Source organism: Larkinella terrae (assembly GCF_009668025.1).
Taxonomy (GTDB): Bacteria; Bacteroidota; Bacteroidia; order Cytophagales; family Spirosomataceae; genus Larkinella; species Larkinella terrae.
In genome coordinates this window covers 484,790-500,900 of sequence record NZ_WJXZ01000002.1, presented here as the reverse complement: position 1 = coordinate 500,900, position 16,111 = coordinate 484,790, and the positions used below count along the sequence as shown (strand labels likewise).

The following is a 16,111-nucleotide window of genomic DNA, read 5'->3' as shown; positions in this document are numbered from 1 at the left end:
TCCAGACCGGATTGCTAACCAATAGTACCTTTTTACTCAACAACGTTATGATTACTACTCCGTACGTTTACCACCAGCAGGAGGAAAAAGAGCCAGACCTCCGGCTGATCCTCTTCCGGTATTTGAAAAACTGGAAATGGTTTCTGCTTTCGCTCGTTGTTTTGCTGGCCGCGGGATACGCCTATCTGCTGTACCAGGTTCCTATCTACAAAGTGCAGAGCAGTATTTTGATTAAGGACGAGAAAAAAGGAATTTCGGCCGACAACATCATGAAAGAGATGGATCTCTTCACGGATTCAAAGGTTGTCGAGAACGAAATCGAAATTCTCAAGTCCTACACGATCATGGAGAAAGTAAACGATGCCCTGGCATTGAACGTTACTTACCTCCACGATACGCCGGTCGGAGAGCGTGAAATCTACAAGGATTCTCCTTTTCGGTTAGTTATCGAGCGCCCCAAAGCGTTGCTCTACGAAGAACCGCTTACCATCGGTTTTATCACTCCGACAACCGTTAAGATTGGTGAAAAGACGTATCCCGTTAACCAAAGCCTGAACACCGAGTTCGGCCGGATTCGGATTTTCCCAAAGAAAACCGCCAAACTGGATACGGTTCCTGTCATTGTTCGCGTGGCTCCTCAACAGGAGGTCATTCAGAACTATGTTGAAAATTTGAAAGTGGAAGCGACCAGCAAGCAATCGACGGTACTGGTCCTGAGTATGGAGACCGCTGTTCCCGAAAAGGGACGCAATATTCTCGATAAAATTGTTGAAGAATATAACGATGCGGCTTTAAAGGATAAAAACCAGGTAGCCTCCAACACCCTGACATTCATTGAAGACCGGTTGCAACTGATTTCCGGTGAACTGGCTACGGTGGAAAAAGACGTAGAGAGCTATAAGTCGGCACAGGGGATTACGGACATCAGCACGGAATCGCAGATTTTTCTGCAAAATGTTCAACAGAACGACGCGCAACTGAGCCAGGTCAACATCCAGTTGGGTGCGCTGGAAGATGTGTCGCAATTTGTCAATCGGAAAGAAGGGGAAAGCGGAGCAGCTCCTTCGACGCTGGGCTTAAGCGATCCGACGCTGCTGGGCCTGATTGCCAAAGTTTCGGAACTGGAACTGCAACGGGAGAATCTGGTGAAGACGACCTCGGAAAATAACCCGCTGCTGCGTTCCGTTGATGATCAGATTCGCTCGACAAGAGCCAACATCCGGGATAACATCCAAACGATGAAGAACATTTTGACGGGTACCCGTCAGAAGCTGATGGCGCACAACAGCAAGTTCGAATCGATGATTCGCTCGGTTCCTCGTAAAGAACGCGCTTTGCTGGACATCACCCGTCAACAGGCGATCAAAAACAACCTTTACACGTATTTGCTGGCTAAACGCGAAGAAACCGCCCTGTCGTACGCTTCGGCCATTGCAGACAGCCGGACCATCGACCGCGCCAGAAGCACCAGCAAACCGATCAAACCGAAAAAAGCCCTTGTTTTTCTGCTGTTCGGCGTTGTTGGCCTGCTGATTCCGGTGGGTGCTTTTGCGACCCGCGATATGCTGAATAACCGGATCGGGAAACGGACGGATATTGAAGAACTGACCAGTACACCAATCGTCGGGGAAATCTCTTATGCCAAGCATAAATTCCCGCTGGTGGTTACCAGCAACAGCCGATCCATCGTGGCCGAGCAAGTCCGGGCCTTGCGGACCAACCTGCAATTCCTGCGATCGAACAACGAGAGCCTGGCTATTCTGTTTACTTCCAGCATCAGTGGGGAAGGAAAATCGTTCATCTCGCTGAACCTCGGGGCCAGCCTCGCGCTCATTGATCGCCCGACCGTCATTCTGGAAATGGACTTACGCCGTCCGAAGCTCCATTCCATGCTCGACATGCCGAATACCGTTGGTCTCAGTAACTTCCTGGTTGGCCAGGTTACGCTCGATGACATTCTGCAACCCGTTCCCGGTATGGCGAATTACTTCATTCTGACGAGTGGACCAATTCCGCCCAACCCGGCTGAGCTTTTGGTTAGCGACAGAGTAGACGATCTGTTCCAGCAGTTGAGAGAGCGGTTCCAGTACATTATCGTGGACTCCCCTCCGATTGGTCTGGTTACTGACGCCCAGATTCTGGCCGATAAAACCGACGCAACTATGTACGTAGTGCGGCATGACGTAACCCCAAAACAGCACCTGAAAATGGTGGAGGTTATGTATAAAGAGCAGCGCTTCCGGAAACTAAGCCTGATTCTGAACTCGATCCATGAAGGAACTGGATACGGGTATGGCTACGGATACGGATACGGGTATGGCTACGGGTATGGCTCCGGTGGATACTACGAACAGGATTCTGACAAGAAGAAATCCTTCCTGAAACGTTTACTGCCAGGCAGCTAAAACGGTTTCAGTTCTCCAGACTACTCATTTTTAATGGTCTGCCAGCCGGAATTTAACCTCCGGTTGGTAGCTCATTGCCCAAAAGTATCTTACTCAACTGGAAACGTTATGATTGACTTGTTAAAACCCGAATCCTCGTATTATGTCGTCAGCGATACGGCTACGGGAAAACAACAGCCGATAGCAAAACGGGTCTTCGATATCATTGTCTCTCTTCTGGTTACCATCTTCATTTTGTCGTGGTTCATTCCATTAATCGGGCTGTTGATTAGACTGGAATCCAAAGGTCCTATCCTCTTCGTCCAGTTGCGATCGGGACGGAATGGCCGGCCCTTTCCCTGCCTGAAGTTCCGGACCATGAAGTACCAGAAGAATGCTTCGTTTAAACAGGCTACTCACAACGACATCAGGGTAACCCGGGTTGGCCAGGTTCTCCGGAAAACGAATCTCGATGAATTGCCCCAGGTGTTGAATGTCATTGCCGGACACATGAGTATCGTAGGACCCAGACCGCACCCCATTCCGTTGGATGTCCAGTATTTACCGCTCATTCCGGAATACCGCCAACGCTTCAAGACCAAACCGGGAATTACGGGTCTGGCGCAGTCGAAAGGACTACGGGGCGAAACGGCAGAACTGAATCAGATGCGCCACCGGGTTCGTTACGACATCTGGTACACCAAGTATGCCTCACTTTCGCTGGATTTAAAAATCTGCTGGTGGACTGTGGAGAAAATGATCAAGGGTGACAAAAACGCCTGGTAATCAGGAGCCGAATTTCCTAAGAAACAGAACCCTATGACTTGTAGCATTATCATACGAGCGTTCAACGAAGAAGCCCATATTGGGAAATTACTGAACGGTATTAAGCAGCAGGAAACCCAGACCGACCTGGAAGTGATTCTAGTCGATTCGGGCTCCAAGGATAATACGGTTCGGATTGCCGAAAGTTACGGTGCAAAAATCGTTCGGATTCGTCCGGAAGAGTTCTCATTCGGACGAGCACTGAACATTGGTTGCGAACAGGCGTCCGGCGAGATTCTGCTTTTCGCGAGTGCGCATGTGTACCCGGTTTATACTAACTGGATCGACCAGATGTTGAAACCGTTTGAGGATGCCAAGACAGCGCTAACCTACGGTCGGCAGATCGGGAATCAATCCAGTAAATACTCGGAGCAGCAACTGTTTGCCAAGTGGTTTCCGGCGGTTTCCAATTACAACCAGCAGATTCCGTTTTGCAACAATGCCAATACCGCCATTCGGCGCTCTTTGTGGCAGGAATTGCCTTACGACGAAACCCTGACGGGTTTGGAAGATCTGCACTGGGCGAGTGAGATTTTACAACGCGGTTACAAAATCGCTTACGATGCGGATGCGACCATTGTCCACGTGCACGAAGAAACGCCCCGTAAGATTTTCAATCGGTATTACCGCGAAGCCATTGCCTTTAAGCGACTCAAACCGATGGCCCGGTTTGGCCTGTGGGATTTCGCTTACCTGTCCGTTTCCAATCTGATCAGTGACTACGTTACGGCGCTTCAGGAACGGGTGTTCTGGCAGCATTGTACCGAGATACCGGTTTTTCGGATTCTCCAATTTTGGGGAACGTATCAGGGCTACCGTTTCTTCGGGACGCTCGACCGCACCCTTCGCGAACGGTTTTATTACCCCAACGAAGTGTTCCGGCGCGAGAAGCCGTTGAATCAGGAGCAGGTTGTCATGAAACAAATTGCGTATGAATGATCCAACCCCTGATTGAGCTTTTCAGTGCCGCTGTATTACAAAAACTTAACGTTATCCATATGAGCTATTCTGTTGCTGCCATCGTTCCCATGCGCCATTCGAGTGAGCGCGTTCCGGGTAAAAACTACCGGGATTTTGCCGGTAAACCGCTGTTCCACCGGATTATCGATACCTTACTGGAATGCCCATCTATTACCAAGGTCGTTATTGATACCGACAGCCCGACAATCATTGAGCAGGCGCAGGAACTGTATCCGACCGTGACGGTTCTGGAACGCCCCAAGCACCTGTGCGATGGCGCTATTCCGATGAATAACGTGTTGCTGAACACCTGCGACCAGATTCCCGCCGACTTTTATTTGCAGACCCACAGCACCAATCCGCTACTGTCGGCCGAAACCGTTGAACGCGGCATTCAGCAATTCCTGAAAAATTACCCGATTTACGATACGCTTTTTGGCGTAACGCGCTTGCAGACCCGGTTGTGGGATCCGCTGGCCCGGGCCGTTAACCACAACCCGGCCATCTTGCTCCGGACTCAGGATCTGCCGCCCATTTACATGGAAAACTCCTGCATGTACCTCTTTAAAAAAGAGACCCTGCTCCAGAAACATAACCGCATCGGCGACCGTCCGTTCCTGTACGAGATTCCGGACATTGAGGCCCAGGACATTGATGTCGAACTGAACTTTAAAGTTGCCGAATTCCTCTTTACCGAACTCTATCCCGAACTAGCCCTATGAAAGTCCTGATCACCTGCCCACCCATGCTGGGCCAGTTAGCTGAGTTTTTACCCATTTTTGAAGAAGTCGGGATCGAAGTTGTGGCACCGAAAGTTGTTCAGATTCTTTCCGAAGAAGAACTGCTCGAACTCGTTCCGACGGTTGACGGCTGGATTATTGGTGACGATCAGGCAACGGAGCGTATTTTCCGGGCCGGTAAAGCCGGTAAACTGAAAGCCGCCGTTAAATGGGGAATCGGCGTCGATAACGTTGATTTCAAAGCCTGCAAAGAATTAGGGATTCCCATTATCAATACCCCGATGATGTTCGGCGCAGAGGTGGCCACCATCGCGGTTTCGTATGTACTGGGACTCGCTCGCCAAACCTATTACATCGACCGGGAAGTCCGCGCGGGTAATTGGGTAAAACCGGCGGGTATGTCGCTGGCGGGCCATACGGTAGCCCTGGTGGGCTTCGGAGATATCGGCAAAGCCACTGCCCGGTTTTTGAAGGCGTTCGATATGCACATCAATGTGTATGACCCGTTCGCCAAACGGACTGAAGAAGACGAAGCCAATTACCGGTTTCTGGCCTTTCCGGAAGAGCTGGAAACCGCCGATTTTGTGGTAACCACCTGCGCCCTGACGCCCGCAACCAAACACCTGATCAATGCCAAAAGCATTCAGCAGATGAAAGACGGCGTTCGGATCGTGAACGTGTCACGCGGCCCCATCATCGACGAAGTTGCCCTGCTCGATGGGCTGAAAAGCGGAAAAATTCATTCGGCTGGTCTGGATGTATTCGAGATCGAACCGCTGCCGATGGACTCGGAACTGCGCAATTTTGATCGCTGCATTTTCGGAACCCACAACGGTTCCAACACGATTCAGGGCGTTCGTCGCGCCAGCCATCAGGCCATCAAGTCAATGTTCGAATTTCTGGAAGTTGGTGTAACAGCTTAACCAATATGAAAAAAGTACTGATTACAGGGGTTTTAGGCGGAATAGGCAGCGCGCTGGCGCTGGCCTTCCGCGAAGCCGGATACTACGTCTACGGGCTGGATGTTCAGGAATCTGAGCATCACCAGGCCGACCGCTTGATCCAGTTTGACCTTCACCTGTTTAGCACCAATGAAGAATACCGGAATGAATGGAAACACACGTTCAATGTCCTGATTCCGGAGCTTCACGTCCTGATCAATAACGCGGCCGTACAATTGCTCGATAGCCTGGACGGCCTGAAACTCAGCGACTGGAATCACACGATGTCCGTCAACCTGACCGGTCCGTTGCTGCTCAGCCAGCACTTTCTGGAACAACTGGAGGAAGTCAATGGCTGCATTGTTAACATCGGGAGCATTCACCAGCAACTGACGAAACGCCGGTTTATCAGCTACGCAACGTCAAAAAGCGCCCTGATTGGCCTGACCAAAGCCCTCGCCGTCGATCTGGAAGGCCGGGTGCGGGTCAACGCCATCAGTCCGGCGGCTATCGAAACCGACATGCTACTGGCGGGTTTCAACGGCAACCAGAGTGCCCTCGACGAGCTTCGGAAAATCCACCCGGTTCAGCGCATCGGTTACCCCAACGACGTCGCCAAGCTCGCCTTGTTTCTGGCCTCCGAAGGGTCCGGTTTTATCCACGGTGCCAACCTGTCGCTGGATGGGGGAATTAGTTCGGTTTTGAAAGATTTGTAGAGTCCCAATAGTCAAAATTATGTTGCCCCTGGAAATACAACGGAATTCAACCTCAGCGATTAACCGTCTCTGGCACTCCCCAACGTTTACGACCTGGGCGAGTCTGGCGACGCGTTCGATGAATTTAGTGTTGCTGATTCCGTTTATTCTCCGGCAATTCAGTCCGGCCGAAATTTCCTTGTGGTATCTTTTCAGTACAGTCATTAGCCTCAACCTGATGATTGATCTGGGTCTTGGCGTTACATTTACCCGGTTCATTGCCTATGCAATGGGAGGATCGAATGGTACAACCGGTGGATCAACGTCAAAAGATAATCATACTGAACCTGCTCCTAATCGGTCGTACTTATTAAAGGTAGTTGGCACGCAACAAATTCTTTTTGCCTGGTTAACCGGGCTGGTATTTCTGTTGCTGACAATTGGTGGAACGCTTTCCGTTTACCGGCCAATCCATTTTCTTTCAAATCCCAATGAGGGTTGGATTGCGTGGAGTATTGTCATTCTGGCCACTACCATAACGTTTCGCGGCAATGCTTACTCAACGTATTTGCAGGGAATCAATCGTGTAGCGGAATTCCGACGCTATGAAACGGTTTTCTCCCTAGCGGCTATAGTGACCAGCTTGCTAATGCTGCATTTCAAAGCTGGACTGGTTGGCTTGGTTGCAGTCAATCAACTATGGAACATCCTATCAGTATTGCGGAATCGATGGATGTGTTACCAATACAATGAGGGTGTATTTGTATCTAGTCAACGCTTCAAATTCGACAATGCTATTTTAAAAGAAATCTGGCCAGCTGCCTGGCGTAGCGGTGTTGGCGTGTTAATGTCCTACGGCTTAATTCAAAGCAGCAGTCTGATCTATGCACAAAGCAATCAGGTGGAACAGGTTTCCGCATATCTGTTTGCCATGCGCATCATGCAAATCATCATAACCTTTGCCCAGGCACCCTTCTACAGCAAACTCCCGTTGATGGCTCGTCTATACGCCCAGGATAACCGTCAACAAATTATTGATGTAGCGAAAAAAGGGATGCAAAGAGCGCATTGGACGTTTGTCGCAGGTTTTACTGGTGTCGCATTATTCGCTCAACCCATGATGCAGATGATTGGAAGTAACATTCAATTTATTGATCAGAAGCTTTGGGCAATTATGGGAATTGCATTCTTCGTGGAGCGCTATGGAGCCATGCATCTGCAGCTATATAGCATCACAAATCATATAGTGTGGCACATTGCGAATGGGATAACCGGGGTCATTTATATTGGACTTGCCTTCCTGACCTATAAATCATTAGATGTGCTGGCTTTCCCTTTAAGTATGTTGGCTGCTTACATTGGATTTTACAGCTGGTATTCTATTATAAAATCTTATTCAGCCTTTAAACTGACCTTTATAAATTTTGAGTTTAAACAATTAATAGTCCCAGTGCTGATCTTATTGGCTATTGCCTTGAATTCAATCTTGATACAATAAAATTCAAGTGAAATATATTATTTCAAAATATCGATATACTATACCAATAGCTGGGCTAATCATCATTGCCGTGCTAAATACTTCTATAACTAATTTGAGAGAGTTACAAAAAGCAGAAATTATATTATCATCCAGATGGTTTCATCCAACTGATAAAAATGATACATTAAGTACATTAAAAATGGTAGATATTTACAAACCAGACAGAATAGACTGGATGTACTGTACAAATAAAAATCAGTTATTGGAATTAAAGAAAAGGAACGTCAAATTCAGCCTGGCACTCAACCCTCAAATTCCAGATTCAGCAGAATATACAGTTAATGGTCGTATCAAGGATATTGAAGGGAATAAATTAAAAGCACCGTGGATGCAGAATTGGCAACAAAAAAATCCATATTGGGGATGCGTAAACAATCCCATATTTCAAAAATTATTTATAAATAAAACACACCAAATAATAGATCTAGGTGCATATGGTGTATTCGTCGATGATTCTAGACTAAATGAGCAGGCAACAGACTGGGGCGGATGTATGTGTGAGTTTTGTATCCCTGGATTCACAGCATACATGCTAAATAAATATCCGGGTAAAATTCAAAAAGATTTTAATTATAAAACGGTATTAAAAGAGAACGGTATAACTAAGGAGAGCTTTAAAAATAAAATTAATATCCCATTTTGGTCTGAATATAAAGAATATCAGGAAAGCTCAGTTGTAAATTTTCTAAAAAAATGGAAAAAAGATGCAAGACTATATTCAAATAATAGTATTGTTTTCCTAACGAACAATTATAAAGGCAAATGGAGCCCAATTTACAGTGAATTTGACATTGGAATTGCGGAAATACCAGCAGATGGTTTGAAACAAAAATTCATAGTCGACGGAATTGAAACAGCAAGATTCTTAAAAAAGAAGCAGTTTTACACCTTTTCATCAGATAGTGACGAAGATAACATTGAAGCCGTGCTTGATATGTATCAATTAGGAAGTGCCCTAATAATACCCTGGGATGTTTACGTGGACTTAAAATCAAGAGTTAAGCCAGCCAGGTATTATGGCGATCCAGAAATATATTCACCTATATATAGCTCAATTAGAGATAGTGCGCTAGTTGAAACTATAAACAAAGAAAATAGCCATACCTTAATTGACGAAACCAAAAAAGGAGGCTCAAATGCTAGAATCAGTTTAAAAAATCCCAAGATAGCAAAAATTGTAAGGTATGAATTCAAAGACAGCACATCAACGAATTCAATACTAATCGACAACCAAGATTTTAAAATAATTTATCCAAAAAGCAAGTCAAAAATTTCAATTAGTAGCCAATCTCAAACTCGGATTGATGTATCAGGAAGTTTACTTGTAATTAAATACGAAAAATAAAATCCATCTAACCCACAAAAAGATGAAAAATGAATTTATTGACAGCGATCCAACAATAAAAATAAACCCTACCCTTAATCCATACAGGCAGGCATTAAAATTGTGCTATGACCGATTAATATGGGACATCGATCCCCGTTCATGGTCATCAAGAAATAAACTAACAAAGTGGAAAGATAAATACAAAGGAGAAAAGGCTGTTATCCTTTGTAATGGACCTTCTTTGAACAAAGTAGACTTTTCACTGCTAAAGAATACATTTACGTTTGGGCTGAATAAAATAAACCTATTATTTGATCGGTCAGACTTCAGGCCATCATTTATAGCTGCCGTTAACTTGCTAGTTATTGAGCAGAATAAAGATTTTTATAATTCAACAGACATACCTCTATTTTTACGTTCCGAAGGAAAAGAATTTGTAAAAAGTAGAGAGAACGTATCATTTTTACACACAAGCAATCAACAAAAATTCTCAAAGGATATCAGCATTAGTTTATGGGAAGGAGGCACTGTCACATTTGTAGCGATGCAACTTGCTTACCACATGGGTTTTAGCGAAGTAGCACTCGTGGGTTGCGATCATTATTTTAATGCCAAAGGGGCACCAGGGCGGCTAGCAGTGAGTAATGGCGATGACGATTCTCATTTTGATAAACGCTATTTCTCTAATGGAATGAAATGGCAGCTTCCGGAGATTTATACCAGCGAGTATAGCTACAATCTAGCAAAGCTAGCTTATGGTGCGGACAATCGCATTATTTACAATGCCACTGATGGAGGGGCATTAGAAATATTTGAACGGATTGAATTGACTAAATTTGTCAATAAATAATAAATACAAAAAATGAAAAATTTTATAAAAATACGAGAGTTGTTTTTCCCATTGGCTGCATGGGCTTTTATCTTTGTTATATATTTCAGCTTCACTTGGTTGTTTAATGAGCCAATAAACGTATTAACTTTATTTTTACCGGTCATATTTTTATTCTTTTTATATTTAGGATACATAACGACAAAAAAAAGCTACGACAATCCGGTACAAATAAAAAAAGACTTCAATCTACTCATATTTGCCATTATTGGCTTTATACCAGTTTGTATATACTTTTTTTCAAGTATTGATAACTTAGGAAAAGAATTAGCAGAAATTAGAGAAGAACATATGGAACAAGCAAGTGGAGATTTTAAAGATTCAATTTATAATCTTTTATTTCCACTACTAATATTTTCTTTTATTATTTGTAACTTCAATAATTTGAAATATAAAATATTCGTAAACATTTTAACTATATTATCATGTTTAGCGTTTATACCAATTAATGGCGGAAGAATAAACTTTATCATATTTTCATGCTTATATTTAGCAATATACTTTCACAAAAATTTCGAATTAATAAAAAAATCTTATTTAAAATATTTTGGAAAATTTACACTTGCAATGTTAGTAATTTCTATACTAGGTGCTATGTTCACAATAATGAGGACGGGTGTAGAAGGAGATACGCAAGTAAACTTTATGTCAAAGTTGCCACATATAAATAATGAGGCTTTAAATTATTTAGGGGGATCGCAATTCGGAATAATATTAATATTCTTTATAAACACCTTTTATGATTATACTGGAGGATGTGTTTACTATTTAAGTATTTTTACTGACACGTCTGACAAAATATCATATTTAACTTACGGATTTTATAATTTTAATTTTTTAGATAGGTTCGGGGTGATAAACTGGATGAAAGTACATGATGATATTGACCACCTTTACTACGATTATGATATAAGATATAATGTTTGGGCTACATCAATAAGAGATCTATCCATCGACTTTGGGCTTGTAGGATCGTTCTTATTTATATTTTTTATGTCTAAGTTAATGTTTGTATCTAAAAGATATCTAGATAGGTCTAAATCGGCTCAGTTAGTATATTTTATGGCATTCGCTTTTTTCTTATTCTCTCCATTTCACAGCATGTTTTATCTTACAAAAGCATATGGTCTTGGTTTTATTCTTGCTATTATTTTACTAGTTAGATATAAGCTAAAGAAGAGTCTATCTGTATAGCAATTAATTAAAACAGTAAAATCCATGAAACATCCGACTATTTCAATAATCACAGCGACATTTAATTCATCAGCTACTTTAGAAAAGTCAATCTTGAGTGTAATTTCTCAAACATATAAAAATTACGAATATATTATCATAGATGGCGATTCAAAAGATGGAACTAAAGAATTAATTACAAAATATAAGAATTACATTACGTATAGCATTTCTGAAAAAGATAAAGGGATTTACGATGCCTGGAACAAAGGTATAGCAAAAGCTACTGGCGATTGGGTCATGTTTATTGGCGCTGATGACTTTTTATTTCCAGATACTTTAGAGTCATATGTAGAATTCATTAACCAAAAAAGTACTGATTCTACATTGTATATTTCATCAAAAGTTCACTTGTTGTCTCCAGATGGGAAAATAACTAGAACCTATGGATGGCCTTGGAAATGGAAGTCTTTTAAAAGGATTAATTTAATTGCTCACCCTGGCTCACTTCAATCTATGAAATTATTCAAAAGCTACGGTAATTACGATATTTCATATAGAATTGTAGGAGATTATGAATTATTGTTAAGGCCAAGAGAAAAGTTAAATGCTCTATTTTTAAATAAGGTAACAGCTCATGTTACTGAGGGAGGAATGAGTTCCAAAATTGAAACTTTTTATGAGCTAAAAAAAGCTGTTTTAAGTTCAAAATCTACAAATAAGATCCAAGTTTTTTTTGATTTTTACATACAACTATTAAAGTTTTTTGGCAGAAACATTGGTAAAAAATTCGGCCTAACTTTATACCTAAGAAAAGAAGTTTAATAAGTATAACATCCTATGGTAATGAATAAAAAGAAAGTTTTATTTTTTGAAGCGTATCCTTTTTTTTCGGGAGCTCAAAGAGTTTCATTGAATCTTTGTAAAGTTTTAAAACAGAAAAATTATCACATTACTTTACTATTAGCAGATGATTCAAAGAATGAAATATCGAAAAATTTTTCACCTTACGTTGATGAAATTATAATATTAAAGACTAATAACCGGTTGCTTTCATATGGCAATTTTGGTCAATGGTTTAAATTATCAGTTATTATTGAGACCCTTTTTACTGGCTTATTTCCCTTTTATAAATCCTGTATAAATATCTTCGCTAAAGGAAAGTTTGACTATTTTTATTTCTGTGATCCTAGAGGGGCGGTAATGTTAAAAATTCCATTATTATTTTTTCGAGGTAAAAAGATAATGTACTTGCAAAGCAAGAATAGAATGAACCCAATCCTCTCTAAACTTTTGTTTTTCTTCTTTATTGACCACGTCGTCTCTCCAAGTATTGATGTTCAGAATAGCTTACCAAGTTCAAGTAAAAAATTAGTAATTAACTACGGAATTGATTTTTCTCAATATGATAAGGTTGATGGTAATGTTGTAAAAGAAGAGCTACAAATTCTCTTGCCAGAAAATCACAAGAACAGGACAAAATTTTTATATGCTGGGCTAATTAAACCACAAAAAGGGTTACATCATTTGATTTTTGCATTTAATCATTTAAAGAATACGCTTGAAGAAACTAATCTACCAATTATTATTATATTAGGAAAGCCTTCAAATAACGCTGAAATCAATTTCAAAAATGAGCTAGTTGAGTTTGCAGATAAGCATGGTTTAAGCCAATATATTTATTGGATGGATTGGAGAAGTAACGTTTTGGAATGGATGAAGAATGTTGATTATTTTATATTTCCCACTATTGATAAAGAAAAGTCTACATTTTCAGGGTATGACGGTACGATTGAGTCAACTGAAGGTTCACCTGTTGTTTTGATTGAAAGTTCAGTTAGCGGTTTATTTAGCGTTGCATCAAGAGTAACAGGCGTTACTGAAACGATCTCTGAAGAAGTAAACGGTATAACTTATGACCCTAATAAATCTGAATCCCTGTATGAAGCTTTAAAGTATATAACGATCCAGAAACCTAAGTTTTTAGGATTTCCAGATAAAGAAAAATTCTCATTAGAGTCTTTTTCTAGTAAATTCTTAGAGCTATTTGATTATAAACTTAATCCAATACTTTCAAGAGTTGAATCATTTGAAACTGACCCGTCATCTTTTTCTACGATTCGTCAATACTAAATTTTACTTTTATGAAGAAAATCAAGATACTTCACATAACTCAATCTTTAGGAGGGGTTGAAACTTATATTAGGGAAATAATTACTCACATCGACAAAGAGCAGTTTGACCTTAAGATTATTTCTCCTCCCAGTAAAACATTATCGGAAGTTTGTGCTCAACACAATGTAGCGCATATTGAAATTGATATATCAAGAAATTTCAATCCATTCAGCGATTCTATTTCACTCATTCGCCTATATAGACTGATAAAGCGCGAGCGTCCATCTTGTGTTCATATTCATAGCTCTAAAGCAGGTTTTCTTGGACGGATTTCCTCTAAGCTGGCAGGATATCCTTCCCTGTTTACTCCAAACGGTGTATCTTACTTGTCATTTACGGGCATGAAGAGGTTAATCTATTTTACCTTAGAATCATTCGCTAAATTTTTTACCGATCGTATTCTAACTGTTTCTTATTCAGAAGCCAATCGACTCATCTATGAAGTTGGTCACAAACAAAATTCAATTGACGTCCTGCTAAATTCAGTGACTTTTCCTTTAAATTACTCGAGTTTACAAAGAACCAACTATCCTAAAAATGAACATCCTAAAATTGGAACCATTGCTCGATTAACCCCCCAGAAGAATCCTCTTCTATATGTAACAGTAGCATATCATGTAATACAAACTCATCCTGAATCACATTTTTATTTACTCGGAGCAGGTTTCCATGATCACTTAAAAACTGAAGTAATTGATCTTATAAACAGATATGGTATTGCAGACCAATTTCATATACTTGACTGGTGTGATCCTAAAGCTTCTTCTGAATTTATAAATTCACTTGATGTTTTCGTCCTAACATCTGTATTTGAGGGCCTTCCTTATTCTCTACTTGAGTCGATGCGTGCGGGAGTACCCTGCGTCGTCAGTGCTTGCGACGGATGCCTTGATGTAGTTAGAAACGGAGAGAATGGGTATGCATGCTTGACAAAAGAACAGTATGTCAAGGCTATTCTGGATCTTTTAGAAAACCCTATTTTAGCTAAGCGTATTGGAGAGAATGGTGCGTCCTATTCTTACACTTTCCACAATTCGTCTAAAAACTCTAAAATTTTATCAGAAATATACAAAAAAGTATCTAATCCTGAATGGAGTGATGAGGTACAAGTTAAAAATTTAGAGTTTAATTCTTTTGCAATGGTGAAAGACCATGAGGTCACTACTCTCGGCTAAACCACATACTGATATAGTCCTGAATACTCGGATACAAAACTTATTTAACTCCGTGTACCATAAACAAATCCCAACAACCAAAATGAAAGTATATCGCCGAGTTTAAAGCCGATGTACTGCGGTTAGTTGCCAATGGTGAACCCATAATAGTCGTATACCTTACTTTAATTATCAAGAGTTATGAATCAAATTCATACACTTCCTCAAAAAGAAATCCACTCGAAAGGAATTATTGGAATTCAGTATTTGAGGGGCCTTGCGGCTTTAATGGTCGTTCTTTGCCATGTCGCTGAAATGGCTAATTTCCCAAAGTATTTCAGTACTAATTTCCTGCCAACCTGGTTACTTTCTGGATCTTCGGGAGTTCATTTGTTTTTTGTAATAAGTGGTTTCATCATCTCTCATGTTTCACTGAACAACCGGATTAATCCCAAAATCAGCCCGATGGATTTTTTAACCCGTCGTTTTATACGTATTATTCCATTCATGTGGGTTTGTATTATTGGATATGCCTCCCTTAGATTCTTGGGAAGAGGTACCTTTACTCCCCTTCCATATCTACGGGCAGCGGTTTTGGTTCCAATTGGTGATATAATGCCAAGTCAAATCTGGACTTTGCGCCACGAGGTTCTTTTTTATTTGCTATTCTGTGTATTTATTCTTTCTGTAAAACCAAGGTGGGAGATATTAACCCTATGGTTCTTATCGCCTGTATTTTGGTTTTGGTGCGGCATTTCTGATTTAGTTCCCGCATCAACTTTTCACCAGCTTTGTGACTTCTTATTTCACAAAGCAAACCTTTTATTTGGCATGGGGTTTTTAATCGGAGTATTGTATAATTATGGCTTTTTGAATTATACAATAAAGAACTGGAATGGTTTTATCCTTTGCGCAATTTTAACCATACCTTTATTTTTCTTTTCTTATCAAAGAATTATGGGGAATAACTTTATTATAATTACTGGCTTATTTTCAACATTAATTGTAATAATCTCAATCTTCTTATTTTCTAGTCGTCCATTAAATAGGGTCGATAAATTTGGATTAGAGTTAGGGGATGCCTCGTATTCTATCTATTTAGTCCATCCTGGAATTATTTCAGCGGTTTTAGGAGTATGGTCTAAGTTTCAGCCCGCAGCGAATCCGTTCGCCGTATTGGTGATTACCTGTATTTTAAGCTGTATTGGTGGAATCCTGGTACATAAATTTATTGAAAAACCAATCATTAAAATAGCCAGAGACAGATTCGAACAAAAGAAGATTATTGCCGATGTTAGTGCAAGTTAA

At 41.1% G+C, this 16,111-nt stretch carries 14 protein-coding genes; all 14 read left to right on the top strand.

The window, feature by feature from the left end:
- Window positions 1-47 precede the first annotated feature (47 nt).
- The 14 genes from GJJ30_RS06090 to GJJ30_RS06025 all read left to right on the top strand — a co-directional run bounded on the left by GJJ30_RS06090 (window position 48) and on the right by GJJ30_RS06025 (window position 16,111).
- Window positions 48-2,405, top strand: a complete 2,358-nt coding sequence (locus GJJ30_RS06090; RefSeq protein WP_154174227.1) for a GumC family protein — start codon at window positions 48-50, stop codon at window positions 2,403-2,405.
- A 108-nt stretch (window positions 2,406-2,513) separates the two neighbouring features.
- Window positions 2,514-3,170, top strand: a complete 657-nt coding sequence (locus GJJ30_RS06085) for a sugar transferase (protein WP_154174225.1) — start codon at window positions 2,514-2,516, stop codon at window positions 3,168-3,170.
- A 33-nt stretch (window positions 3,171-3,203) separates the two neighbouring features.
- A complete protein-coding gene (locus GJJ30_RS06080) occupies window positions 3,204-4,148 on the top strand; it encodes a glycosyltransferase family 2 protein (protein ID WP_154174223.1) in 945 nt (314 codons plus the stop codon).
- A gap of 59 nt (window positions 4,149-4,207) precedes the next feature.
- Window positions 4,208-4,891, top strand: a complete 684-nt coding sequence (locus GJJ30_RS06075) for an acylneuraminate cytidylyltransferase family protein (protein ID WP_154174222.1) — start codon at window positions 4,208-4,210, stop codon at window positions 4,889-4,891.
- Window positions 4,888-5,832, top strand: a complete 945-nt coding sequence (locus GJJ30_RS06070; protein ID WP_154174220.1) for a phosphoglycerate dehydrogenase — start codon at window positions 4,888-4,890, stop codon at window positions 5,830-5,832. Before GJJ30_RS06075 ends, GJJ30_RS06070 begins: the two co-directional genes overlap by 4 nt.
- A gap of 5 nt (window positions 5,833-5,837) precedes the next feature.
- Window positions 5,838-6,566 carry an SDR family NAD(P)-dependent oxidoreductase gene (locus GJJ30_RS06065; protein ID WP_154174219.1) on the top strand — a complete coding sequence of 243 codons (729 nt, stop codon included), beginning with the start codon at window positions 5,838-5,840 and terminating at the stop codon, window positions 6,564-6,566.
- Between the two features lie 19 nt (window positions 6,567-6,585).
- Entirely contained in the window at window positions 6,586-8,043 is a 1,458-nt protein-coding gene (locus GJJ30_RS06060) for a lipopolysaccharide biosynthesis protein (RefSeq protein WP_154174217.1), read from the top strand.
- A 7-nt stretch (window positions 8,044-8,050) separates the two neighbouring features.
- Window positions 8,051-9,430 (top strand): hypothetical protein, encoded by a 1,380-nt coding sequence (locus tag GJJ30_RS06055; RefSeq protein WP_154174215.1) that lies wholly within the window; start codon window positions 8,051-8,053, stop codon window positions 9,428-9,430.
- A 22-nt stretch (window positions 9,431-9,452) separates the two neighbouring features.
- The gene (locus GJJ30_RS06050; protein ID WP_154174213.1) at window positions 9,453-10,262 is read left to right on the top strand and encodes a 6-hydroxymethylpterin diphosphokinase MptE-like protein; all 810 of its coding nucleotides are present in this window, start codon (window positions 9,453-9,455) and stop codon (window positions 10,260-10,262) included.
- Window positions 10,263-10,274: 12 nt separating this feature from the next.
- On the top strand, window positions 10,275-11,495 hold the full coding sequence (locus GJJ30_RS06045) for an O-antigen polymerase (RefSeq protein ID WP_154174211.1): 1,221 nt from the start codon (window positions 10,275-10,277) through the stop codon (window positions 11,493-11,495).
- A 24-nt stretch (window positions 11,496-11,519) separates the two neighbouring features.
- A complete protein-coding gene (locus GJJ30_RS06040) occupies window positions 11,520-12,299 on the top strand; it encodes a glycosyltransferase family 2 protein (RefSeq protein ID WP_154174209.1) in 780 nt (259 codons plus the stop codon).
- A 21-nt stretch (window positions 12,300-12,320) separates the two neighbouring features.
- Window positions 12,321-13,607: a glycosyltransferase gene (locus tag GJJ30_RS06035; protein WP_170299138.1), complete on the top strand. Its 1,287-nt coding sequence runs from the start codon at window positions 12,321-12,323 to the stop codon at window positions 13,605-13,607.
- Between the two features lie 11 nt (window positions 13,608-13,618).
- Entirely contained in the window at window positions 13,619-14,824 is a 1,206-nt protein-coding gene (locus GJJ30_RS06030) for a glycosyltransferase (RefSeq protein ID WP_154174204.1), read from the top strand.
- 180 nt (window positions 14,825-15,004) lie between these two features.
- The gene (locus GJJ30_RS06025) at window positions 15,005-16,111 is read left to right on the top strand and encodes an acyltransferase family protein (protein WP_154174202.1); all 1,107 of its coding nucleotides are present in this window, start codon (window positions 15,005-15,007) and stop codon (window positions 16,109-16,111) included.